A 22,460-nucleotide genomic window follows, 5' to 3' on the forward strand; every position below is an offset into this window, starting at 1 on the left:
CTCGCTCACATCCTGTAACTCCCGTGGTACCCAATAGCCATGCGACTGACTACCAAAGGCCGATACGCCGTGACCGCCATGCTCGACCTGGCGTTGCACGCGCAGCATGGGCCGGTGTCTTTGGCCGACATTTCCGAGCGCCAGGGCATTTCCCTCTCTTATCTGGAACAGCTGTTCGCCAAGCTGCGCCGCAGCAGCCTGGTATCCAGCGTGCGTGGTCCAGGCGGTGGCTACCAGCTGTCGCGGGGCATGGAAACCATCCAGGTGGCCCAGGTCATCGATGCGGTCAACGAATCGGTCGATGCCACCCGCTGCCAGGGCCTCGGGGATTGCCATGCCGGTGACACCTGCCTGACCCACCACCTGTGGTGCGACCTCAGCCAGCAAATCCATGAATTCCTCAGCGGCATCAGCCTGGCCGACCTCGTCATGCGCCGTGAAGTGCAGGAAGTCGCCCAGCGCCAGGACCTGCGTCGTGTCGCAGGCCGAACCGCCCAGCTGGACAAGATTGAGACGTCCGCCGTCGATTGATCCCACCGGGACGACGAGCGACGCCACCGCCTGATAGGAGAGACAAATGAAGTTGCCGATCTACCTCGATTACTCCGCGACCACCCCGGTCGACCCACGCGTGGCCCAGAAGATGGCCGATTGCCTGCTGGTCGACGGGAACTTCGGTAACCCGGCTTCGCGCTCCCACGTCTTTGGCTGGAAAGCCGAGGAAGCGGTCGAGAACGGTCGCCGCCAGGTTGCCGAGCTGATCAATGCCGATCCGCGCGAAATCGTCTGGACCAGCGGTGCCACCGAGTCCGACAACCTCGCACTCAAGGGCGTCGCGCACTTCTATCAGACCAAGGGCAAGCACATCATCACCTCCAAGATCGAGCACAAGGCGGTCCTGGATACCGCTCGCCAGCTGGAGCGTGAAGGTTTCGAAGTCACCTACCTCGAGCCAGGCGAAGACGGCATCGTCACCCCGGCCATGGTCGAGGCGGCGCTGCGCGACGACACCATCCTGGTTTCGCTGATGCACGTGAACAACGAAGTCGGCTCGATCAACGATATCGCCGCCATCGGTGAACTGACCCGCTCGCGCGGCGTGCTGTTCCACGTTGACGCCGCGCAGTCGGCCGGCAAGGTCGAAATCGACCTGCAGAAGCTGAAGGTCGACCTGATGTCGTTCTCGGCGCACAAGGTCTACGGCCCGAAAGGCATCGGCGCGCTGTACGTCAGCCGCAAGCCGCGTGTACGCCTGGAAGCCATCATTCACGGCGGTGGCCATGAGCGTGGCATGCGTTCGGGCACCCTGCCGACCCACCAGATCGTCGGCATGGGCGAAGCCTTCGCCATCGCCAAGCAGGAAATGGCCGCGGAAAACGTGCGCATCAAGGCCCTGAGCGACCGCTTCTTCAAGCAGGTCTCGGACCTTGAAGAGCTGTACGTCAACGGCAGCAAGACTGCCCGCGTACCACACAACCTGAACCTGAGCTTCAACTACGTCGAAGGCGAATCGCTGCTGATGTCGCTGAAGGACATCGCCGTATCGTCCGGTTCGGCCTGCACCTCCGCGTCGCTCGAGCCGTCCTACGTACTGCGCGCCCTGGGCCGCAACGACGAGCTGGCGCACAGCTCGATCCGCTTCTCCTTCGGCCGCTTCACCACCGAAGAAGAAGTCGATTACGCCGCGCAGAAAGTCTGCGAGGCCGTGAACAAACTGCGTGAGCTGTCGCCGCTGTGGGACATGTACAAAGACGGCGTTGACATCTCCAAGATCGAGTGGGCCGCCCACTAAGCAGTCGCCGGCAAGAGCGGCTCCCTGATGAGGAAGGAATTGCACCATGGCATACAGTGAAAAGGTCATCGACCACTACGAAAACCCGCGCAACGTCGGCAAGATGAATGCCGAAGACCCGGACGTCGGTACCGGCATGGTCGGCGCCCCGGCCTGTGGTGACGTCATGCGCCTGCAGATCAAGGTCAACGAGCAGGGCGTGATCGAAGACGCCAAGTTCAAGACCTACGGCTGCGGTTCGGCCATCGCTTCCAGCTCCCTCGCCACCGAGTGGATGAAGGGCAAGACCCTGGACGAAGCCGAAACCATCAAGAACACCCAGCTCGCCGAAGAACTGGCGTTGCCGCCGGTCAAGATCCACTGCTCGGTACTCGCCGAGGATGCCATCAAGGCAGCCGTACGCGATTACAAGCAGAAGAAAGGCTTGATCTAAGTCGCCTGTTGCGAGGTAAGGAGTCCAGATGGCTATCAGCATGACAGAAGCCGCCGCCAACCATGTGCGGCGTTCCCTGGAAGGGCGCGGCAAGGGCGAAGGCATTCGCCTGGGCGTGCGCACCACCGGTTGCTCGGGCCTGGCCTACGTGCTGGAGTTCGTCGACGAGCTGGCGGACGAAGACCAGGTGTTCGAGAACCATGGCGTCAAGGTGATCATCGATCCCAAGAGCCTGGTGTACCTCGACGGCACCGAACTGGACTTCGTCAAGGAAGGGTTGAACGAAGGCTTCAAGTTCAACAACCCTAACGTGCGCGGTGAGTGTGGCTGCGGCGAAAGCTTCAACGTTTGAGGCTGGCTGTGGGTACTCCTTGTCATTTCGCATTGTTTGACCTCCAGCCAAGCTTCCGCCTGGATCTCGACAAGCTGGCCACTCGCTATCGCGAGCTGGCCCGCGAAGTCCATCCCGACCGCTTTGCCGACGCCTCCGAGCGCGAGCAGCGCGTGGCGCTGGAAAAGTCCGCGGCCCTCAACGACGCCTACCAGACCCTGCGCAGTGCGCCGCGTCGTGCCCGCTACCTGCTGGCCATCGGCGGCCACGAAGTGCCCCAGGAGGTCACGGTCCACGACCCGGACTTCCTGTTGCAGCAGATGCAGTGGCGTGAAGAGCTCGAAGAGCTGCAGGACGAAGCCGACCTCGATGGCGTGGCCGTGTTCAAGAAGCGCCTGAAGGTCGCCCAGGACACGCTGAACGAGGACTTTGCCGCCTGCTGGGACGCCCCAGGCGAGCGCGACAAGGCCGAACGCCTGATGCGCCGCATGCAGTTCCTCGACAAGCTCGCCCAAGAAGTGCGCCAACTGGAAGAGCGCCTCGACGATTAACCCGGTGCTGCCCGTGATGGCACCTAAGGTATTCAGATAAGCATGGCCCTACTGCAGATTGCCGAACCCGGTCAAAGCCCTCAGCCGCACCAGCGCCGCCTGGCGGTGGGGATCGACCTGGGTACCACCAACTCTCTGGTCGCCGCACTGCGCAGCGGCCGTAGCGAGCCCCTGCCCGATGCGCAGGGCAACGTCATTCTGCCGTCCGCGGTGCGCTACCTCGAAGGGCGCAACGAAGTGGGGCAGGCTGCACGCGATGCCGCTTCCAGCGACCCGCTGAACACCGTGCTGTCGGTCAAGCGCCTGATGGGGCGCGGCCTGGCCGACGTCAAGCAACTGGGCGAGCAGCTGCCTTACCGCTTCGTTGGCGGTGAGTCGCACATGCCGTTCATCGACACCGTGCAGGGGCCGAAAAGCCCGGTGGAAGTGTCCGCCGATATCCTCAAGGTACTGCGCGAGCGTGCCGAAGCCACCCTCGGCGGTGAGCTGGTGGGGGCGGTGATCACCGTGCCGGCCTATTTCGACGATGCCCAGCGTCAGGCCACCAAGGACGCTGCGCGCCTGGCTGGCCTGAACGTGCTGCGCCTGCTCAACGAGCCGACTGCCGCTGCCGTGGCCTATGGCCTGGACCAGAACGCCGAAGGCGTGGTGGCCATCTATGACCTGGGCGGCGGTACCTTCGACATTTCCATCCTGCGCCTGACTGCCGGCGTATTCGAAGTGCTGGCCACCGGTGGCGATACTGCCCTGGGCGGTGACGACTTCGACCATGCCATTGCCGGCTGGATCATCGAACAGGCCGGGCTGTCGTCCGACCTGGACCCGGCTACCCAGCGTGCGCTGTTGCAAACTGCCTGCGCCGCCAAGGAAGCCCTGACCGATGCCGATGTGGTCAGCGTCAGCCATGGCGCCTGGCAGGGCGAGCTGAGCCGCTCCGGCTTCGAAGCCATGATCGAGCCCATGGTCGCCCGCAGCCTCAAGGCCTGCCGCCGCGCCGTGCGTGACAGCGGTATCGAGCTGGAAGAAGTCAGCGCCGTGGTCATGGTTGGTGGTTCGACCCGTGTACCGCGTGTGCGTGAAGCCGTCGGTGCATTGTTCGGGCGCACCCCGCTGACTTCGATCGACCCCGACCAGGTGGTGGCCATTGGTGCTGCCATCCAGGCCGATACCTTGGCCGGCAACCGCCGCGAAGGTGGCGAACTGCTGCTGTTGGATGTCATCCCGCTGTCGCTTGGCCTTGAGACCATGGGCGGGCTGATGGAAAAGGTGATCCCGCGCAACACCACCATCCCGGTGGCGCGTGCCCAGGAGTTCACCACCTATAAAGATGGCCAGACGGCCATGATGATCCACGTGCTGCAGGGCGAGCGCGAGCTGATCAGCGACTGCCGCTCGCTGGCGCGCTTCGAGCTGCGTGGCATCCCGGCCATGGTCGCCGGTGCGGCGAAAATCCGCGTCACCTTCCAGGTCGACGCCGACGGCCTGCTCAGCGTCGCCGCCCGCGAGCTGGGCTCGGGCGTGGAGGCCAGCATCCAGGTCAAGCCGTCCTACGGCCTGACCGACGGCGAAATCGCCCGCATGCTCAAGGATTCCTTCGAACACGCAGGTTCCGACAAGCAGGCCCGCCAGCTGCGCGAGCACCAGGTGGACGGCGAGCGCCTGCTCGAAGCGGTACAGGGCGCCCTGGACGCCGACGGTGAGCGCCTGCTCAGCAGTGACGAGCGCGACGCCATCGAATTCCAGATGCAAGAACTACGTGATTTGCTGGCCGGCACCGATGGCGCAGCCATCGAGCAACAGACCAAGCGTCTGTCGCAGGTGACCGACGCATTTGCCGCCCGTCGCCTTGATTCGACGGTCAAAGCCGCACTGGCCGGGCGCAACCTGAATGAGATCGAGGAGTAACCGATGCCGCTGGTGACATTCCTGCCGCACGAGAAGTTCTGCCCCGAAGGGCTGACCGTGGAAGTCGAACCCGGGACCAACATCCTGGAACTGGCCCACGACCATCACATCGAGATGGAAAGCGCCTGCGGCGGCGTCAAGGCCTGTACCACCTGCCACTGCATCATCCGCAAGGGTTTCGACTCGCTGGAAGAAGCCGACGAGCTGGAAGAAGACATGCTGGACAAGGCCTGGGGCCTGGAGGCTCAATCGCGCCTCGGCTGCCAGGTGGTTGTCGCTGACCAGGACCTGGTCATCGAGATCCCCAAGTATTCGCTCAACCACGCCGCCGAAGCGCCGCACTGAGGTTTGCCCCATGAGCCTGAAATGGATTGATGTACTTGAGATCGCCATCCAGCTTGCAGAAAGCAAGCCGGACGTCGATCCTCGTTATGTGAATTTCGTCGATCTGCACCGCTGGGTGCTGGCCTTGCCAGAATTCAGCGACGATCCGTCACGCGGCGGTGAGAAAGTGCTCGAGGCCATCCAGGCGGCCTGGATCGAAGAAGCCGACTGAACGCATCCGGCAGGTTAGGCAATCCCCTGGAACCCGCGTATAATTCGCGGGTTTAATTTTTCGCAACACTCATTTTTCTGGAGTTTTCCATGGCTGTTCAACGTACTTTCTCCATCATCAAGCCTGACGCCGTTGCCAAGAACGTCATCGGCGAGATCACCACTCGTTTCGAGAAAGCCGGCCTGCGCGTCGTTGCTTCGAAAATGAAGCAACTGTCCAAAGCCGAAGCCGAAGGCTTCTACGCCGAGCACAAAGAGCGCGGCTTCTTCGCTGACCTGGTTGCCTTCATGACTTCCGGTCCGGTCATCGTTCAGGTTCTGGAAGGCGAAAACGCCGTTCTGGCCAACCGCGAGCTGATGGGCGCCACCAACCCGAAAGAAGCTGCTGCCGGCACCATCCGTGCTGACTTCGCTGTTTCCATCGACGAAAACGCTGTTCACGGTTCCGACTCGGAAGCTTCGGCTGCCCGCGAAATCGCTTACTTCTTCTCCGCTACCGAGCTGTGCGACCGCATTCGCTAAGCGAAGCAGGTCTTGGGTGATTCCATGAGTGACATGACTGGCAAGATCAACCTGTTGGGCCTGACCCTGCAGGAAATGGAAAAATTCTTCGAGTCGATCGGAGAGAAGCGTTTTCGTGCCGGTCAGGTCATGAAATGGATTCACCACTTTGGCGTCGACGATTTCGCCGCCATGACCAATGTCGGCAAGGCCTTGCGCGAAAAGCTCGAGGCCGTTGCCGAGATTCGGGGCCCGGAAGTGGTCAGTGAAGACATTTCCGCCGACGGTACCCGCAAGTGGGTGGTCCGCGTTGCCTCCGGCAGCTGCGTCGAAACCGTCTACATCCCCACCGACGATCGCGGCACCCTGTGCGTGTCGTCGCAAGCCGGCTGTGCCCTGGACTGCAGCTTCTGCTCCACCGGCAAGCAAGGCTTCAACAGCAACCTCACCGCCGCCGAAGTGATCGGCCAGGTGTGGCTTGCCAATAAATCCTTTGGGACCGTTCCGGCCAAGATCGACCGCGCCATTACCAACGTGGTCATGATGGGCATGGGCGAGCCCCTGCTGAATTTCGACAATGTCATCGCCGCGATGAAGATCATGATGGAAGATCTGGGCTATGGCATTTCCAAGCGTCGCGTCACCCTGTCCACCTCGGGCGTGGTGCCGATGATCGACGAGCTGGCCAAACACATCGACGTGTCGCTGGCCCTGTCGCTGCACGCACCGAACGACGAACTGCGCAACAAGCTGGTACCGATCAACAAGAAGTACCCGCTGAAGATGCTGCTGGAGTCGTGCATGGGCTACATGTCCACCCTGGGTGGCAAGCGCGTGCTGACCATCGAGTACACCCTGCTCAAGGACGTCAACGACCAGCCTGAGCATGCTGCGCAAATGATCGAGCTGCTGCGCGACGTGCCGTGCAAGATCAACCTGATCCCGTTCAACCCGTTCCCGCACTCGGGCTACGAGCGGCCGAGCAACAACGCCATTCGCCGCTTCCAGGACCTGTTGCACCACGGTGGCTTCAACGTCACCACCCGTACCACCCGTGGTGATGACATCGACGCCGCCTGTGGCCAGCTGGTCGGGCAGGTCAACGACCGCACCCGCCGCAGCGAGCGCTACATCGCCGTGCGCCAGCTGTCCGCGGACGCCGAGCTGCAAGACAGCCCCGCCAGCCACTGACCGGGACCTTGCCCATGAGCCTGCGCGCCGCGCTGTCGATCCTTGCGCTTTCGCTGCTGGCCGGCTGCGTGTCGGGCGGCGCGGGCGACCCTCTGGCCAGCCGCCAGGGCAGGGTAGAGGCGGGGCGGGCCTATGTGCAGCTTGGGCTGGGTTATTTGCAACAGGGTTTGACCGAGCAGGCCAAGGCGCCGCTGGGCAAGGCCCTGGCCCTGGATGGCGATGATGCCGACGCGCACGCCGCCCTGGCGCTGGTGTTCCAGGCCGAAGGCGAGCCGGCGCTGGCCGAAGCGCACTTTCGCAAGGCGCTGCAGGCACGCACGGGCGACACGCGAATTCGCAACAATTACGGCAGTTTCCTTTATGCTCAGGGGCGATTTGCCGAGGCCGAGCAGATGTTTCGCCTGGCCAGCGCCGATACCCTGTATCCTGAACGCTCACGCGTTTACGAGAACCTGGGCCTGACCGCCCTGAAGCTCGAGCGCCGCGACCAGGCGCAGGCGTATCTGCTGAAAGCTTTGCAACTCAACCAGCGGCAACCGAAAGCGTTGCTGGAAATGGCTGAGTTGTCCTACGAAAACAGGCATTATGTGCCGGCCCGGGACTACTACGATCGTTTCAGCCAGTTGAGCGACCATGATGCCCGTAGCCTGCTGCTGGGCAGCCGCCTTGCCCGGGTATTCGACGAGCAGGGCACACTGGCCGAGCTGGGCCAGCAATTACAACGACTTTATCCCGGTACGCCGGAATATCAGCAATACCTGTCGGAGCAACGATGAAAGCCGCGCATCCCGAAGTAGCAGTAGCGCCTGGCCAGAACCCCGGTGAGCTTTTGCGTCAGGCCCGTGAGAACCGGGACTGGTCACAAGCCGAGGTGGCCCGCAAGCTCAACCTCACTGTCAGTTCGTTGAACCACGTGGAAACCGGCGCCTTCGACAAGCTGCCGGGGCATACCTTCGCCCGTGGTTATATCCGCGCCTATGCCAAGCTGATGGACCTGGACCAGGCAGCCCTGGTGGACGCCTTCGACCGTTACACCGGCACCCACGCCAAAGGCAGCGACGTGCATTCGCTGGGCCGTATCGAAGAGCCGGTGCGCCTGTCGCACAACATCCTGCGCGGCGTCAGCCTGCTGCTGCTGGTGGCGGTGGTCGGCGGCGGCTTCGTCTGGTGGCAGGACCAGGGCAGCCTGCGTGGCAAGGACCTGGCCAAGATTGCCCTGGAGCACGTCGAAGTCGAAAGCGCCGACGGTACCACCCAGATTCACCCGCTTGATGAGCCTGAGGACCAGGCTGTTTCCGCTGGCCAGCAACCCGAGAGCGCGCCGCTGCCGCTGGAGCAGGGCGCTGCCGAGCAGCCTGCCGCCGCCGAACAGGCACCGGCAAGCCCGGCACCTGCTGCTACCACTACCGCAGTGCCAGCACCGGCCCAGCAGGCACCTGTGGCACCTGCCGCCAGCGCCCCTGCTGTCGCGCCTGCGCCGGTAGCACCGGTTACCCCGGCCCCGGCGGCCGTTGCCCCCGCTGCGCCTGTAGCGGCCGTGGCTGCCGCCGAGCCTGTCGTGCCAGCCGCAGTACCGGCTGGCAGCGCCAAGGTCGCCATCCAGTTCGTCGCCGATTGCTGGACCCAGGTCACCGACGGCAATGGCAAGGTGCTGTTCAGCGCCATCAAGCGCAAGGGGGACAACCTCGAGCTGACCGGCAAGCCGCCGTTCTCGGTACGCCTGGGCTTTGCCCGTGGCGCCCAGGTCAGCTACAACGGCCAGGCCGTCGATGTTGCCCCGTTCACCAGTGGCGAGACCGCTCGCCTGAAGTTGGGACAGTAAGTCATGCACGGCGAATCTCCGATCAAACGTCGCGAATCCCGCAAAATCTGGGTCGGCAATGTGCCGGTGGGTGGTGATGCCCCCATCGCGGTGCAGAGCATGACCAACACCGACACCAACGATGTGGCCGCCACCGTGGCGCAAATCCAGCGCCTGGTCGATGCCGGCGTGGACATCGTGCGCGTCTCGGTGCCGGACATGGACGCCGCCGAGGCGTTCGGCCGCATCAAGCAGCAGGTCAGCGTGCCGCTGGTGGCCGACATCCACTTCGACTACAAGATCGCCCTGCGCGTGGCCGAACTGGGCGTCGACTGCCTGCGTATCAACCCGGGCAACATCGGCCGTGAAGACCGTGTGCGCGCGGTTGTAGATGCCGCCCGCGACCGGGGTATCCCGATCCGTATCGGCGTCAACGCCGGTTCCCTGGAAAAGGACCTGCAGAAGAAGTACGGCGAGCCGACCCCGGCGGCGCTGGTCGAGTCGGCCCTGCGCCACGTCGAGCACCTCGACCGCCTGGACTTCCAGGACTTCAAGGTCAGCGTCAAGGCTTCCGATGTGTTCATGGCCGTCGAAGCCTACCGCCTGCTGGCCAAGCAGATCGTGCAGCCGCTGCACCTGGGCATCACCGAAGCCGGTGGCCTGCGTTCGGGGACGGTGAAATCCGCTGTCGGCCTCGGTATGCTGCTGGCCGAAGGCATTGGCGATACCATTCGTATTTCGCTGGCGGCCGACCCGGTCGAAGAAGTGAAAGTCGGCTACGACATCCTCAAGTCGCTGCACCTGCGCTCGCGCGGCATCAACTTCATCGCCTGCCCGAGCTGCTCGCGGCAGAACTTCGATGTGGTCAAGACCATGAACGAGCTGGAAGGGCGCCTGGAAGACCTGCTGGTACCGCTGGACGTGGCGGTGATCGGTTGCGTGGTCAACGGCCCGGGCGAAGCCAAGGAGGCCCATGTGGGGCTGACCGGCGGCACGCCGAACCTGATCTACATCGACGGCAAGCCGGCGCAGAAACTGACCAACGACAACCTGGTCGATGAGCTGGAAAAACTCATCCGCCAGAAAGCGGCCGAAAAGGCCGAAGCCGACGCGGCGCTGATCGTCCGTGGCTGACACACAGAATTCGTAAGGACTTTTCGTGAGCAAATCGCTGCAAGCCATCCGTGGCATGAACGACATCCTGCCAGAACAGTCGCCGCTGTGGCGCTACTTCGAAGGCACCGTGGCCGGTCTGCTGGACACCTACGGGTACAGCCAGATCCGCACGCCGATCGTCGAGTTCACCGAGCTGTTCAAGCGCTCCATCGGTGAAGTGACCGACATCGTCGAAAAAGAGATGTACACCTTCGAGGACCGCAACGGCGATTCGCTGACCCTGCGCCCCGAAGGCACCGCCGCCTGCGTGCGTGCCGTGCTCGAGCATGGCATCACCGGCAACGGCCAGGTGCAGAAACTGTGGTACATCGGCCAGATGTTCCGCCACGAGCGCCCGCAAAAGGGTCGCTACCGCCAGTTCCACCAGATTGGCGTGGAAGTATTCAACCTGGACGGTCCGGACATCGACGCCGAGCTGATCATGCTGACCTGGCGCCTGTGGGGCCAGCTGGGCATCCGGGACGCGGTCAAGCTGGAGCTCAACAGCCTGGGCACCAGCGAAGCCCGTGCACGCTACCGTGACGCGCTGGTCGAGTTCCTCTCGGCGCGCCTGGAGCAACTGGACGAAGACAGCCAGCGCCGCCTGAAGAGCAACCCGCTGCGCATCCTCGACAGCAAGGACCAGAACACCCAGGCGGTGCTGGTCGGCGCGCCGAAGCTGGAAGACTACCTGGACGAAGAGTCGCGCGTGCACTTCGAGGGCCTCAAGGCCCGCCTGGATGCTGCCGGCATCCCGTTCGTGATCAACACCAAGCTGGTGCGTGGCCTGGACTATTACAGCAAGACCGTGTTCGAGTGGGTTACCGACAAGCTCGGCGCCCAGGGCACTGTCTGCGCCGGTGGCCGCTACGACGGCCTGGTCGAGCAGATGGGCGGCAAGCCGACCCCGGGCGTCGGTTTCGCCATGGGCATCGAGCGCCTGATCCTGCTGCTGGAAACCCTGGGCAAGGTGCCCGAGTCCATCAGCCGCCAGATCGACGTTTACCTGTGCGCCTTTGGCGAACAGGCGGAGCTGGCCGGTCTGCGCCTGTCCGAAGGCCTGCGCGACCGCCTGCCGGGCCTGCGCCTGGCGGTCAACGCCGGCGGTGGCAGCTTCAAGAGCCAGTTCAAGAAAGCCGACAAGAGCGGCGCGCTGTTCGCCCTGATCCTCGGCGACGACGAACTGGCCAAGCAAGAGATCGGCTTCAAGCCCCTGCGTGGTCAGGGCGAACAACAGAACATTGCCTGGGATGCTCTGGCTGAGCACCTGGAAACCGCGATCGCGCAGGCGTAACGCGGTTCAACAAGCGAATAGGCGAAAAGGAGTATTGGGGTGTCGAGTACCGATGATGAACTGGCAGGGGTCAAGGACTGGTGGAACCGCAACGGCAAGCCGCTGCTGACCGGTGCCCTGCTGGCTGGCGTGGTGGTGTTGGGCTGGAATACCTGGCACAAGTACCAGAACAATCAGTCGCAAGGTGCCTCGCAGCTGTACCAGGCCTTGCTGGAGACCAGCCTGACGCCGACTGGCCAGCCTGACGCGACCAAGGTCGCGGAACTGGCCGGCAAGCTCAAGAGCGAGTTCGGCGGTACCGCCTACGCCCAGTACGGCAGCCTGTTCGTGGCCAAGGTCGCGGTCGAGAGCGGCAAGCTCGACGACGCTGCTGCCGAGCTGAAGGGCGTGCTGGACAAGCCGGCCGATGCCACCCTGGGCGAAATTTCGCGTCAGCGCCTGGCACGTGTTCTGGCCGCCCAGAACAAGGCCGAGGACGCCCTCAAGCTGCTCGAAGGCGACGCTGACAAAGCCTTCCTGGCCAGCCGTGAAGAGTTGAAAGGTGACCTGCTGGTGCAACTGGGTCGCGCCGACGACGCGCACAGCGCTTACGAGAAAGCCAAGGCTGCGCTGTCCGATGAGGCGGCGGTCGGTGGCCTGCAATTGAAGCTGGATGACTTGGCCAAAGGGGACGCGTAAGTGATCGGTTGGAAACATGCAGCAGTGCTGACCCTGGCCGTACTGGCCGCAGGTTGCAGCAGCAACAGCAAGAAGGAACTGCCCCCGGCCGAGCTGACCAAGTTCACCGAGGAAGTGGTGCTGAAGAAGCAGTGGAGCCGTTCGATCGGTGACGGCCAGGGCGAGACCTACAACACCCTGGTACCCGCCATCGAGAACGACCGTATCTACGCTTCCGACGTCAACGGCGAAGTCTTCGCCCTCGACCGCATCACCGGCGACGTGGTGTGGAAGAAGGACCTCGAGCTGCCGGTATCCGGCGCTGTCGGCGTGGGCTACGGCCTGGTCATGATCGGCACCCTCAAGGGTGAAGTCATCGCCCTGGATTCCAGCACCGGCGAGGAGCGCTGGCGTTCCCGCGTGACCAGCGAAGTGCTGGCCCCGCCTGCCAACAACGGTGACGTGGTGGTGGTGCAGACCCAGGACGACCGCCTGATCGGCCTGGATGCCACTACTGGCGACCGCCGCTGGATCTATGAAAACACCCCGGCCGTGCTGACCCTGCGTGGTACCGGCGCACCGATCGCCACCAACCGTCTGGCCGTCGCCGGCCTGTCCACCGGCAAGGTGGTGGCGGTGGATATCAACAACGGCGTGCCTGTGTGGGAAAGCCGTGTGGCGATTCCGCAGGGCCGTTCCGAGCTGGACCGTGTGGTCGATATCGACGGCGGCCTGCTACTGTCTGGTGGTACTCTGTACGTCAGCACCTACCAGGGCCGCGTCGCGGGCCTGGACCTGGAAAGCGGCCGCGTGCTGTGGCAGCGCGATGCCTCCAGCTATGTGGGTGTCGCCCAGGGCTTCGGCAACGTCTACGTCAGCGAAGCTTCGGGTACTGTCGAAAGCGTCGACGAGCGCTCGTCCAGCGCCCTGTGGACCAACGACACCATGGCTCGCCGCCAGCTGACGGCGCCTGAGGTGTTCTCCAGCTACGTGGCGGTGGGTGACTTCGAGGGTTACCTGCACCTGCTGAGCCAGGTCGATGGCCGTTTCGTTGGCCGTGAACGTATCGACAGCGATGGCCTGCGTGCCCGCCCACTTGTGGTCGGCGACACCATCTACGTCTTCGGCAACAGCGGCAAGCTCGAGGCACTGACCATCCGCTGAAGCTATGCTTGAAGCCTTGGCGGGCTTCAAGCCGCGGCGTAGGACACGCCGCCCGAACTCCGGCCGCTGCCTTGCAGCGGCCTTTGCATTTTCAAGAATTCAAGAGTGGAGAGCCGAATGGTTCCCGTAATCGCCCTGGTGGGCCGCCCGAACGTCGGCAAATCCACCATGTTCAACCGCCTGACCAAGACCCGCGATGCCATCGTCGGTGACCTGTCGGGCCTGACCCGTGACCGCCAGTATGGTGATGCCACCTGGCAGGGTCGTTCCTTCATCCTGATCGACACCGGCGGTATCACCGGTGACGAAGTGGGCATGGACGAGAAAATGGCCGAGCAGTCGCTCATGGCCATCGAAGAAGCCGACTATGTACTGTTCCTGGTCGATGCCCGCGCCGGCATGACCGCCGCCGACCAGATGATCGCCGAGCACCTGCGCAAGCGGAACAAGGAAGCGATCCTGGTTGCCAACAAGATCGACAACATCGACGCCGACGTCGCCCGCGCCGAGTTCTCGCCGCTGGGCATGGGCAACGCCATCCCGGTGGCCGGCTCCCAGGGCCGTGGCATCAACGCGCTGATGGAGGCCGTGCTCGGCCACCTGCCGCGCGACCAGGTCGAGGAAGCGCTGGACGCCGAAGTCGCCGAAGGCGAAGAAGCGGTGCGCATCCCGGGTCCGAGCGAAAAGGATGGCATCAAGATCGCCATCATCGGCCGCCCCAACGTCGGCAAGTCGACCCTGGTCAACCGCATGCTCGGCGAAGAGCGCGTGGTGGTGTACGACCAGCCGGGCACTACCCGCGACAGTATCTACATCCCGTTCGAGCGCGATGACGAGAAGTACACCTTCATCGACACCGCTGGCGTGCGCAAGCGCGGCAAGATCCACGAGGAAGTCGAGAAGTTCTCGGTGGTGAAGACGCTGCAGGCGATCAAGGACGCCAACGTGGTGATCTTCGTCATGGACGCCCGCGAAGGTGTGGTGGACCACGACCTGAACCTGCTGGGCTTCGCCCTGGAAGCCGGCCGCGCCATCGTCATCGCCCTGAACAAGTGGGACGGCATGGAGCCGGGCGAACGCGATTACGTGAAGACCGAGTTGGAGCGCCGGTTGTTCTTCGTCGACTTTGCCGACATCCACTTCATCTCCGCCCTGCATGGCACCGGCGTGGGCCACCTGTACAAGTCGGTGCAGGCCGCGTTCAAGTCGGCGGTAACCCGCTGGCCAACCAGCCGCCTGACGCAAATCCTCGAAGATGCCGTGAGTGAGCACCAGCCGCCGCTGGTCAACGGCCGCCGTATCAAGCTGCGCTATGCCCACCTCGGCGGTGCCAACCCGCCGCTGATCGTGATCCACGGCAACCAGACCGACAAGATTCCGAAGTCGTACTCGCGTTACCTGGAGAACACCTACCGCCGCGTGCTCAAGCTGGTCGGTACGCCGATCCGCATCGAGTACAAGGGCGGTGAGAACCCGTACGAGGGCAAGAAGAACACCCTCACCGACCGCCAGGTCAACAAGAAGCGCCGCCTGATGTCGCACCACAAGAAGGCCGAGAAGAAGCGCCGCGACAAGCGCTGATTCCGCGTCAGCTTCTTCGCGGGCCTGCCCGCTCCCACAGGTACAGCGCTGTGCTCAAGCAATGTGCGATCTCTGTGGGAGCGGGCGAGCCTGCGAATGGTCCGTTGATCCAAAGCAATCCCCCCATTGTTTCAACCTTTTTCCTGACCGCTCGATCCGCTATGCTCGGACTCCACCCCGTGCCGGATACACCCCAGGAAAGAGGGCTCCATGATTCGCAGCAAACTGCCGAATGTCGGCACGACCATCTTCACCACCATGTCCCAGCTCGCCGTGCAGACGGGCGCGCTCAACCTGTCGCAAGGTTTCCCCGACTTCAACGGCCCGCAGGCGCTGCTCGATGCAGTCGGCCGGCATGTAGACGCCGGGCATAACCAGTATTCGCCGATGACCGGCCTGCCGGCCCTGCGCCAGCAGGTGGCGGCCAAGGTCGCGCGGCTGTATGGCGCACAGGTGGATGCCGATCAGGAAGTGACCATTACACCAGGCGCCACCGAGGCGATCTTCTGTGCCATTCAGGCAGTGGTACAGGCTGGCGATGAAGTGATTGTCTTCGACCCTTGCTACGACAGCTACGAGCCGTCCGTGGAACTGGCCGGTGGCCGCTGCGTGCATGTACAGCTGAGCGACGGCGATTTCCGCATCGACTGGCAGAAGTTCAGCGATGCCCTCAGCCCGCGAACGCGCATGGTCATCCTCAATTCGCCACACAACCCCAGCGGCGCGCTGATTACCCGAGAAGACCTCGACCAGTTGGCCCGACTTATCGCTGATCGCGATATCTACCTGGTCAGCGATGAGGTCTACGAGCACCTGGTCTATGACGGTGTACGCCATGCCAGCGTGCTGGCCCACGAGCAGCTGTACCCGCGTGCCTTCGTGGTCAGCTCGTTCGGCAAGACCTACCACGTCACCGGCTGGAAGACCGGCTACGTGATTGCCCCGCCGGCGCTGAGCGCCGAGCTGCGCAAGGTACACCAGTACGTCAACTTCTGCGGCGTGACCCCGCTGCAGTGTGCCCTGGCCGATTTCATGGCCGGGCACCCCGAGCATATCGATGAACTGCCGGCCTTCTACCAGGCCAAGCGTGACCTGTTCTGCGGCTTGCTGGAGGGCTCGCGGTTCCGTTTCACCCGCACGGCGGGTACCTATTTCCAGCTGGTGGACTATTCGCAGATCCGCCCGGACCTGAACGATGTCGACATGTCGCTGTGGCTGACCCGTGAGCACGGCGTGGCGACCATCCCGGTGTCGGTGTTCTACCAGCAACCCATCCCCGAGCAACGCCTGGTCCGCCTGTGCTTTGCCAAACGAGAGGAGACGCTGCGTCAGGCAGCGGAAAGACTATGCGCGATCTGAGCACACTGCCGAACCTGAAAGTCGCCCTGGTGCAGACCACCCTGGCCTGGCACGACCGCGAGGCCAACTATGCGCATTTCGAAGTGCTGCTGGAGCAGGTGGGCGAAGTGGACCTGGTGATTCTGCCGGAAATGTTCACTACCGGTTTTTCTATGCAATCGGAAAGCCTGTGCGAGCCGGAAAACGGCCCGACCTACAAATGGCTGAAGGCCCAGGCGAAGAAGTACAACACGGTGATTACCGGCAGCGTGATCATCCAGGCCGCCGATGGCAGCCACCGCAACCGCCTGCTGTGGGCCCGGCCGGATGGCGAGATCCTGCACTACGACAAGCGCCACCTGTTCCGCATGGCCGGTGAGCATAAGCATTACACCCCGGGCGAGCGCCAGGTGCAGTTCGAGCTCAAGGGCTGGCGGATTCGCCCGTTGATCTGCTACGACCTGCGCTTCCCGGTGTGGAGCCGCGATGCCCAGGACACCGACCTGTTGCTGTACACCGCCAACTGGCCGGCTGCGCGCCGCCAGCACTGGAACCGGCTGTTGCCGGCGCGGGGTATCGAGAACCTGTGCTATGTGGCGGCGGTGAACCGGGTGGGCACCGATGGCAAGGGCTTTGCCTATTCCGGCGACAGCCAGGTGCTGGACTTCCAGGGCGAGAGCCTGCTCAGTGCCGGGGAGGCCGACGGGGTGTTTACCGCGGTGTTGAGCGCGGCGGAGCTGGCGGCCTACCGGGCCAAGTTCCCGGCCAACCTGGATGCCGATACCTTCGAGTTGCACTGACAGCCTGTACCGGCCTCTTCGCGGGCTTGCCCGCTCCCACAGGTACTGCACAGCTTTCGAGATCGGTGAGTATCCTGTGGGAGCGGGCAGGCCCGCGAAGAGGCCAGCACTGGCTACATCAATGCAAGATCAGTACACATCCCGCCGATACCGCCCATCCTCGATCAGCTGCTGCACTACCGCCTCCCCGAGGATACCGTTGAGCGCCGCATCCACTCCCGCCGCCATGCCTTGCAGGCTGCCGCAGACATACACACAGGCGCCATCCGCGACCCAGCGCTTGAACTCTTCAGCCTGCTGCAGCAACACATCCTGCACATACACCTTCTCGGCCTGATCCCGCGAAAATGCCAGGTCCAGACGTGCCAGGTCGCCGCTGTCCAGCCAGCCTTGCAGCTCGCTGCCACACAGCAGGTCATGGGCGCGGTTACGCTCGCCGAACAACAGCCAGTTGCGCTGCTCGCCAGCATTCACCCGTGCGCGGAGCAGGCTGCGCAGGCCGGCCAGGCCGGTACCGTTGCCGATCAATACTAGCGGTGCAGCCGTTTCCGGCAGGTGGAAGCTGCTGTTGCGCCGCACGCGCAGGCTCAGCGTACCGTTCAGCGGCAGGTACTCGGTCAGCCAGCCGGAACCCAGGCCCAGGTTGCCATCGGCGTGGCGTTCCTGGCGCACGATCAGCTCCAGTACGCCATCGCTGGCGATCGAGGCGATCGAGTACTCGCGGCTGCCGATCGGCACCAGTGCATCGACCAGCGCTTGCGGCTGCAAGCCGATCAGGTGATCGCGACGGGTCGGCAACTGGCGGCCGGCCAGGGCCTGGGCGAGGGTTTCGCCCAGGCCATTCACCTGCACCTTGGCCCCGGCGTCCAGTGCCATGCCATCGAGGAAGGCCTCGATCCTTGGCTGGCTGTTGAGCGGCAGGATCTCCACCAGGTCACCGGCTTCCCAGCTGGCGGGCGCTTGCGGTCGCAGGCCGAGCAGGTACACCGGCTGGCCCTGGCTGCCCGGGTTGAGCAGTTCGCGGTGCACCAGTGACCAGTTACCGAAACTCGGCGGCTGCCAGGCGGCCACCGGCTGGGCGCCGGTCAGTTGCGCCAGTTCCTGCTGCCACTGCTGCAGCGCGGCCTGGTCGGCGTTGTCCACTTCCACCGGGCTGAACGCGCTGCTGGCACCGCGCTCACCCAGCCATGCCTGCAAGCGGCGGGCGAAGCCACAGAAGTGCGGGTACTGGCGGTCACCGAGGGCGAGCAGGGCATAGCTGAGGTTGTTCAGCGCCCAGGGCTGGCCGAGCACCTTGCGCTCGAAGGCGCGGGCGCTGTCGGGGGCTTCGCCGTCGCCGAAGGTGCTGACCACGAACAGCGCACGACGGGCCTGGCGCAGGTCGTCTTCACCCAGTTCGGCCAGGGCGCGCACCTGCACCGGCAGGCCGGCCGCCTGCAACTGGCCGGCACTCTGCCAGGCCAGTTGTTCGGCAAGGCCACTCTGGCTGGCAAAGCCGATCAGCCAGCTGTCGCCGCTGGCCGTGTTGCTGGTGACGTTGCCACGGGCGGCGCGTACCTGGCGCTTCTTGCGGCGGCGGTCGAGGTACAGCAGCCAGCCGGTGACGAAGAACAGCGGCATGGTCAGGCTGGCGATGGTGACGATGATGCGCCCCGGAAGGCCGAAGTATTCGCCCACGTGCAGGGCGTAGACGCTCTGCAGCAGCTGGGCCTTGAAGGATTTGTCGGTGTAGCGGTCATGTTTTTTCACCTGGCCGCTGGCCGGGTCCAGCACCAGGGTGTTGAAGGCACGCGGGTGGTCGGCGTTGTCCAGCAGGTAGAACAGGTTGGCCGGTTGGCCACCTGCCGGTGGCAGGCGCAGGTTGTACATGGCCAGGCCCGGGCCGGCGGCGTCCTTGAGGTTGGCCCAGATCGCGTCGTAGTCGACTACCAGCGGCGGGGCGTTCTTGTCGATTTTCTGCGGCCCGTGGCGGCCACGGCCTTCACCGCGCTTTTGCTGCTGGCCGGCGGCCGGTGCGTCGGCCAGCAGCTTGTTCAGGCCTTCGCGGTACCACTCGTAGGACCAGAACAGCCCGGTCAGGGCGAACAGCAGGTAGAACAGCAGGCACCAGGTGCCGGCCACCGCGTGCAGGTCCCAGTTGAAGGCGCGGCCTTTCTTGGCCCAGTCGAAGGTCAGCCAGGTGCGCCAGTCCAGCGCCTGGCGCGGCCAGCGCAGGTACAGGCCGGAGAGGCAGAAGAACACCAGCATCAGGGTGCAGGCACCGGTGATCTGCCGGCCACTGTCGCCCATGGCCAGGAAGCGGTGCAGGTTGAGCATCAGGTTGAAGAAGCCTTGCCCGGCCACTTCTCCCTTGAGTTCGCCAGTGTACGGGTCGGCGTAGCGCAGCGGGCCACGGCGCTCGCCTGGTGGCGGGGTGAAGGAGACGCGTGCGGCGTTGCCTTCGCGTACATCGACCCACAGCATCGCCACCTTGTCGTGCTGCTGGGCCTCGACTCGCTGGACCAGTTCGGCCGGGGGCAGTACGCCCTGCGGGCGTACTTCGACCTTCAAGACATCGGCATTGAACGCGCGTAGCAGTTCTTCCTGAAACGAGTACAAGGCCCCGGTGATGCCCATCAAGGCCAGCACCAGGCCAGCGGTGATGCCAAAGAACCAGTGCAATTGGAACAGCGTCTTCTTCACCACATGATCACCTTGTGTTTCTGCCGCACACTGCGCGGCGTGCATTATGCCTTGATATGCAAAAGCCCCGCTCACAGGGCGTGAACGGGGCGGGGGCTTCTTTTGGTGGTCGCCTGTACTGGCCTCTTCGCGGGCTTGCCCGCTCCCACAGGAACTGCACAGCACTTGAACCCTGTGGAGTACCTGTGGGAGCGGGCAAGCCCGCGAAGAGGCCGTTACAGGAGCAGCCTATCCGAGCAGATCAACCCCATCCCGGCATCAGAAGTGGAAGCTGGTGGTTACCAGTGCAGTCCGCCCGGCGGCCTGGTTGGCATAGTGCCCACTGTAGGCCTTGTCGTAATAGACCTCGTTGGTGAGGTTCTGCACGTTCAGTTGCAGGTCGACATGCTTGGTCAGCTTGTAGCTGGCCATGGCGTCGTAGCGCCAGTACGAGTCGACCATCACGCTGTTGGTGGTGTTGCCGAACACTTCATCGACGTAGAAGGCACCACCACCAATGGTCAGCTTCGGCGTGACGTTGTAGGTGGTCCACAGGGTCAGGCTGTTGTTCGGTGTGTTAGGCAGCTGGTTGCCATCGTTGTAACCATCGATGAACACCGTGCCGACCCGCTGCGCGCCGCCGTCGACGAGCTTGGCATCCAGGTAGGTGTAGCCGGCGAACACCTGCCAGGCGTCGGTCAGCTTGCCGCTGGCGCTGAGCTCCAGGCCATCGACACGGGTCTTGCCGATGTTCTGGTAGGTGTTGTTATCCACCAATACACGGGCGTCTTCCTTCTCGGTGCGGAAAATGGCTGCGGTCAACGCCAGGCGTTCGTCGAGCAGATCCCACTTGGTGCCGATTTCGTAGTTGGTGGTTTGTTCCGGTTTCAGCTCGCTGGTGGTGGTGGCCGTGAGCAGCGCGTTGCCGTCGGAACCTTCGCCGAGCGAGGCGCCAGGCGGGGTGGCGGAGGTGGCGTAGGACACATAGATGCTGCCGTTTTCGGCAGGCTTCCAGGTCAGGCCCAGTTGGCCAGTGACGAACTCACTGGTGTCCTGGGTCTTGAAGCTGGTCGAACCGTTGGCCGCTTTGGTCTTGACCTTGGTGTCGAAGTGGTCGTAACGCAGGCCCATGGTCAGCAACCAGGCCGGGTCGAGCTCCAGCGTGTCGGTGAAGTAGATGGCGCGCGTGTTGCCAGCCGTATCGGCACCGGCTTCGGTGCGGCTGATGGTGCCGTCCCACTCTTCATGTGGATTGGGGTTCGGGAACGACGTGCAGACACCGGAGATCTGGCCTGTTGCACTCGAGCAGTTGCCAGCGCTGAAACCGGTGACGTCATAGCCCGATTTCACCGATGTTTCCCGGCTCAGTTCGATACCGGTGGAGAAGCTGTTCTTCATGCCGCCAACGTAGAAATCACCATACAGGTCGGTCTGGTTGGTGGTCGTGCGGGTGTTGGCGACACGGTTGTTCGGGCGGCGCCAGACTTCACCGTTGAGGATGTTGCCCTTGCTGTCGTCCGGCTGGCTGTAGATGTAGTCCTGCAGCGTGTTGCCATGGCGCAAAGTGTTCTTGATGGTCAGCGAGTCGCTCAGGTCGTGCTCGATGCTGATGGTCGAGATGTCTGCACGGCTCTTGGAGAAATCGCGACCGACCAGGCCGTAGTAGTTGCTGCTGCTGCCGCCGCCGTGGGTCGGCTTGTCCGGGTTGGCCGAGGTGCGTGCGGCGGAGCTGCCGGAGCGCAGGCTGTAGGGAATACCCGAATCTGGCAGGTCGTCGCTTTCCACGTGGTAGTAGTCGAGGCTCACGCGGGTATCGGTGCCCAGGCCGAACACCAGCGAGGGTGCCACGCCCCAGCGGTCATAGTTGACCTCATCGCGGCCGGCGACGTTGCTTTCGTGGGTCATCAGGTTCAGGCGGCCGGCGACGCTGTCGCTGAACTGATAGTTGCCATCCAGGGTGTAGCGTTGGGTCTGGTCGCTGCCCCAGGTCCAGGCGCCGTCGAGCGAATTGCCCAGGTGCGCACGCTTGCTGACCATGTTGATGGTGCCACCGGCAGCGCCACGGCCAGCGATCGAGGAGTTCGGGCCCTTGGCCACTTCCACCGACTCGATGGCGAAGATTTCGCGGGTTTGCGAACCGGTATCGCGCACACCGTCCAGGTACATCGAGCTCTGGCTGTCGAAGCCACGGATGAATGGGCGATCGCCGGACGGGTTGCCACCTTCGCCGGCACCCATGGTGATCCCTGGCACGGTGCGCAGGGCGTCCTGCAGGGTCAGGGCGCTGGTGTCCTTGATCACTTGCTGAGGGATCACGGTGATCGAGCGTGGGGTGTCTACCAGCGGCGCGGTGTACTTCTGCGAGGAGGCCTTGTCGACCTTGTAATCGGTGCTGGCCTGTTCAGCCTTGCCGTTGACGCTGGTGGCGTCGAGGGTGATCGCGCTGCTGGCGGCCGGGTCGGCGGCGTAGGCCGACGAGGCGCTGAGGGCGACGCCGATGGCAGACACGATCAGGCGTGGTGAGCTCACTGCAGATGGTACGTACTGGCGCATTGCTTAGGACCTTCCCCAAGGTGTTAAGGCCGCGGATCTTAATGTAAGCGATTGTGACTCACAATTGAGAGTCGTTACCATTCGTGAAGAATTTACAATCTTTACAATTTCCCTTTACGGTTTCATCAAGCTGAAACGTCTTAAGCGGCGAATGGGGCTTGTGAAGCGCAAAAGGGAATCAATATCATTGGCGCCTT

The 22,460-nt window shown here is 63.6% G+C and carries 21 protein-coding genes; 19 read left to right on the plus strand and 2 right to left on the minus strand.

Going from position 1 to position 22,460, the window contains the following annotated elements; genetic code table 11:
• Nucleotides 1-39: 39 nt before the first annotated feature.
• From iscR to A4C63_RS02225, 19 genes are all read left to right on the plus strand, one after another.
• A complete protein-coding gene (gene iscR / locus A4C63_RS02135; protein ID WP_008092572.1) occupies nt 40-531 on the plus strand; it encodes a Fe-S cluster assembly transcriptional regulator IscR in 492 nt (163 codons plus the stop codon).
• A 46-nt stretch (nt 532-577) separates the two neighbouring features.
• On the plus strand, nt 578-1,792 hold the full coding sequence (locus A4C63_RS02140) for an IscS subfamily cysteine desulfurase (RefSeq protein WP_013971017.1): 1,215 nt from the start codon (nt 578-580) through the stop codon (nt 1,790-1,792).
• 46 nt (nt 1,793-1,838) lie between these two features.
• Nucleotides 1,839-2,225: a Fe-S cluster assembly scaffold IscU gene (gene iscU / locus A4C63_RS02145; RefSeq protein WP_003248539.1), complete on the plus strand. Its 387-nt coding sequence runs from the start codon at nt 1,839-1,841 to the stop codon at nt 2,223-2,225.
• A gap of 28 nt (nt 2,226-2,253) precedes the next feature.
• Nucleotides 2,254-2,577, plus strand: a complete 324-nt coding sequence (gene iscA, locus A4C63_RS02150; protein WP_003257854.1) for an iron-sulfur cluster assembly protein IscA — start codon at nt 2,254-2,256, stop codon at nt 2,575-2,577.
• Nucleotides 2,578-2,585: 8 nt separating this feature from the next.
• On the plus strand, nt 2,586-3,107 hold the full coding sequence (hscB, locus tag A4C63_RS02155; RefSeq protein ID WP_015269012.1) for a co-chaperone HscB: 522 nt from the start codon (nt 2,586-2,588) through the stop codon (nt 3,105-3,107).
• A 42-nt stretch (nt 3,108-3,149) separates the two neighbouring features.
• On the plus strand, nt 3,150-5,012 hold the full coding sequence (gene hscA, locus A4C63_RS02160) for a Fe-S protein assembly chaperone HscA (RefSeq protein ID WP_063911315.1): 1,863 nt from the start codon (nt 3,150-3,152) through the stop codon (nt 5,010-5,012).
• Between the two features lie 3 nt (nt 5,013-5,015).
• Nucleotides 5,016-5,357, plus strand: a complete 342-nt coding sequence (fdx, locus tag A4C63_RS02165; protein WP_063911316.1) for an ISC system 2Fe-2S type ferredoxin — start codon at nt 5,016-5,018, stop codon at nt 5,355-5,357.
• A gap of 10 nt (nt 5,358-5,367) precedes the next feature.
• Entirely contained in the window at nt 5,368-5,568 is a 201-nt protein-coding gene (iscX, locus tag A4C63_RS02170) for a Fe-S cluster assembly protein IscX (protein ID WP_023382209.1), read from the plus strand.
• An 89-nt stretch (nt 5,569-5,657) separates the two neighbouring features.
• The gene (ndk, locus tag A4C63_RS02175; RefSeq protein WP_023382208.1) at nt 5,658-6,089 is read left to right on the plus strand and encodes a nucleoside-diphosphate kinase; all 432 of its coding nucleotides are present in this window, start codon (nt 5,658-5,660) and stop codon (nt 6,087-6,089) included.
• A gap of 24 nt (nt 6,090-6,113) precedes the next feature.
• The gene (gene rlmN / locus A4C63_RS02180) at nt 6,114-7,259 is read left to right on the plus strand and encodes a 23S rRNA (adenine(2503)-C(2))-methyltransferase RlmN (RefSeq protein ID WP_046615810.1); all 1,146 of its coding nucleotides are present in this window, start codon (nt 6,114-6,116) and stop codon (nt 7,257-7,259) included.
• 14 nt (nt 7,260-7,273) lie between these two features.
• Complete coding sequence (pilW, locus tag A4C63_RS02185; RefSeq protein WP_063911317.1) at nt 7,274-8,035, plus strand: type IV pilus biogenesis/stability protein PilW; 762 nt, start codon at nt 7,274-7,276, stop codon at nt 8,033-8,035.
• The gene (locus A4C63_RS02190) at nt 8,032-9,081 is read left to right on the plus strand and encodes a RodZ domain-containing protein (RefSeq protein ID WP_063911318.1); all 1,050 of its coding nucleotides are present in this window, start codon (nt 8,032-8,034) and stop codon (nt 9,079-9,081) included. The genes pilW and A4C63_RS02190 overlap by 4 nt, the downstream gene beginning before the upstream one ends.
• A gap of 3 nt (nt 9,082-9,084) precedes the next feature.
• Nucleotides 9,085-10,194, plus strand: coding sequence for a flavodoxin-dependent (E)-4-hydroxy-3-methylbut-2-enyl-diphosphate synthase (gene ispG / locus A4C63_RS02195; protein WP_003257869.1), 1,110 nt, complete (start codon nt 9,085-9,087; stop codon nt 10,192-10,194).
• A 25-nt stretch (nt 10,195-10,219) separates the two neighbouring features.
• Nucleotides 10,220-11,509, plus strand: coding sequence for a histidine--tRNA ligase (hisS, locus tag A4C63_RS02200; RefSeq protein ID WP_063911319.1), 1,290 nt, complete (start codon nt 10,220-10,222; stop codon nt 11,507-11,509).
• Between the two features lie 39 nt (nt 11,510-11,548).
• Entirely contained in the window at nt 11,549-12,187 is a 639-nt protein-coding gene (locus A4C63_RS02205) for a tetratricopeptide repeat protein (RefSeq protein WP_063911320.1), read from the plus strand.
• Nucleotides 12,188-13,330 (plus strand): outer membrane protein assembly factor BamB, encoded by a 1,143-nt coding sequence (gene bamB / locus A4C63_RS02210; protein ID WP_063911321.1) that lies wholly within the window; start codon nt 12,188-12,190, stop codon nt 13,328-13,330.
• 117 nt (nt 13,331-13,447) lie between these two features.
• Nucleotides 13,448-14,911, plus strand: coding sequence for a ribosome biogenesis GTPase Der (der, locus tag A4C63_RS02215; RefSeq protein ID WP_013971029.1), 1,464 nt, complete (start codon nt 13,448-13,450; stop codon nt 14,909-14,911).
• 210 nt (nt 14,912-15,121) lie between these two features.
• Nucleotides 15,122-16,270, plus strand: coding sequence for a pyridoxal phosphate-dependent aminotransferase (locus A4C63_RS02220; protein ID WP_063911322.1), 1,149 nt, complete (start codon nt 15,122-15,124; stop codon nt 16,268-16,270).
• A complete protein-coding gene (locus tag A4C63_RS02225; RefSeq protein ID WP_015269022.1) occupies nt 16,258-17,049 on the plus strand; it encodes an amidohydrolase in 792 nt (263 codons plus the stop codon). The genes A4C63_RS02220 and A4C63_RS02225 overlap by 13 nt, the downstream gene beginning before the upstream one ends.
• 129 nt (nt 17,050-17,178) lie before the next feature.
• Here A4C63_RS02225 and A4C63_RS02230 read toward each other — a convergent pair whose 3' ends face one another.
• On the minus strand, nt 17,179-19,734 hold the full coding sequence (locus tag A4C63_RS02230; protein ID WP_063911323.1) for a sulfite reductase flavoprotein subunit alpha: 2,556 nt from the start codon (nt 19,732-19,734) through the stop codon (nt 17,179-17,181).
• 255 nt (nt 19,735-19,989) lie between these two features.
• Complete coding sequence (locus A4C63_RS02235) at nt 19,990-22,263, minus strand: TonB-dependent siderophore receptor (RefSeq protein ID WP_063911324.1); 2,274 nt, start codon at nt 22,261-22,263, stop codon at nt 19,990-19,992.
• Between the last annotated feature and the right edge of the window lie 197 nt (nt 22,264-22,460).

Source organism: Pseudomonas sp. p21, from assembly GCF_001642705.1.
In the GTDB taxonomy this organism is placed as follows: Bacteria; Pseudomonadota; Gammaproteobacteria; order Pseudomonadales; family Pseudomonadaceae; genus Aquipseudomonas.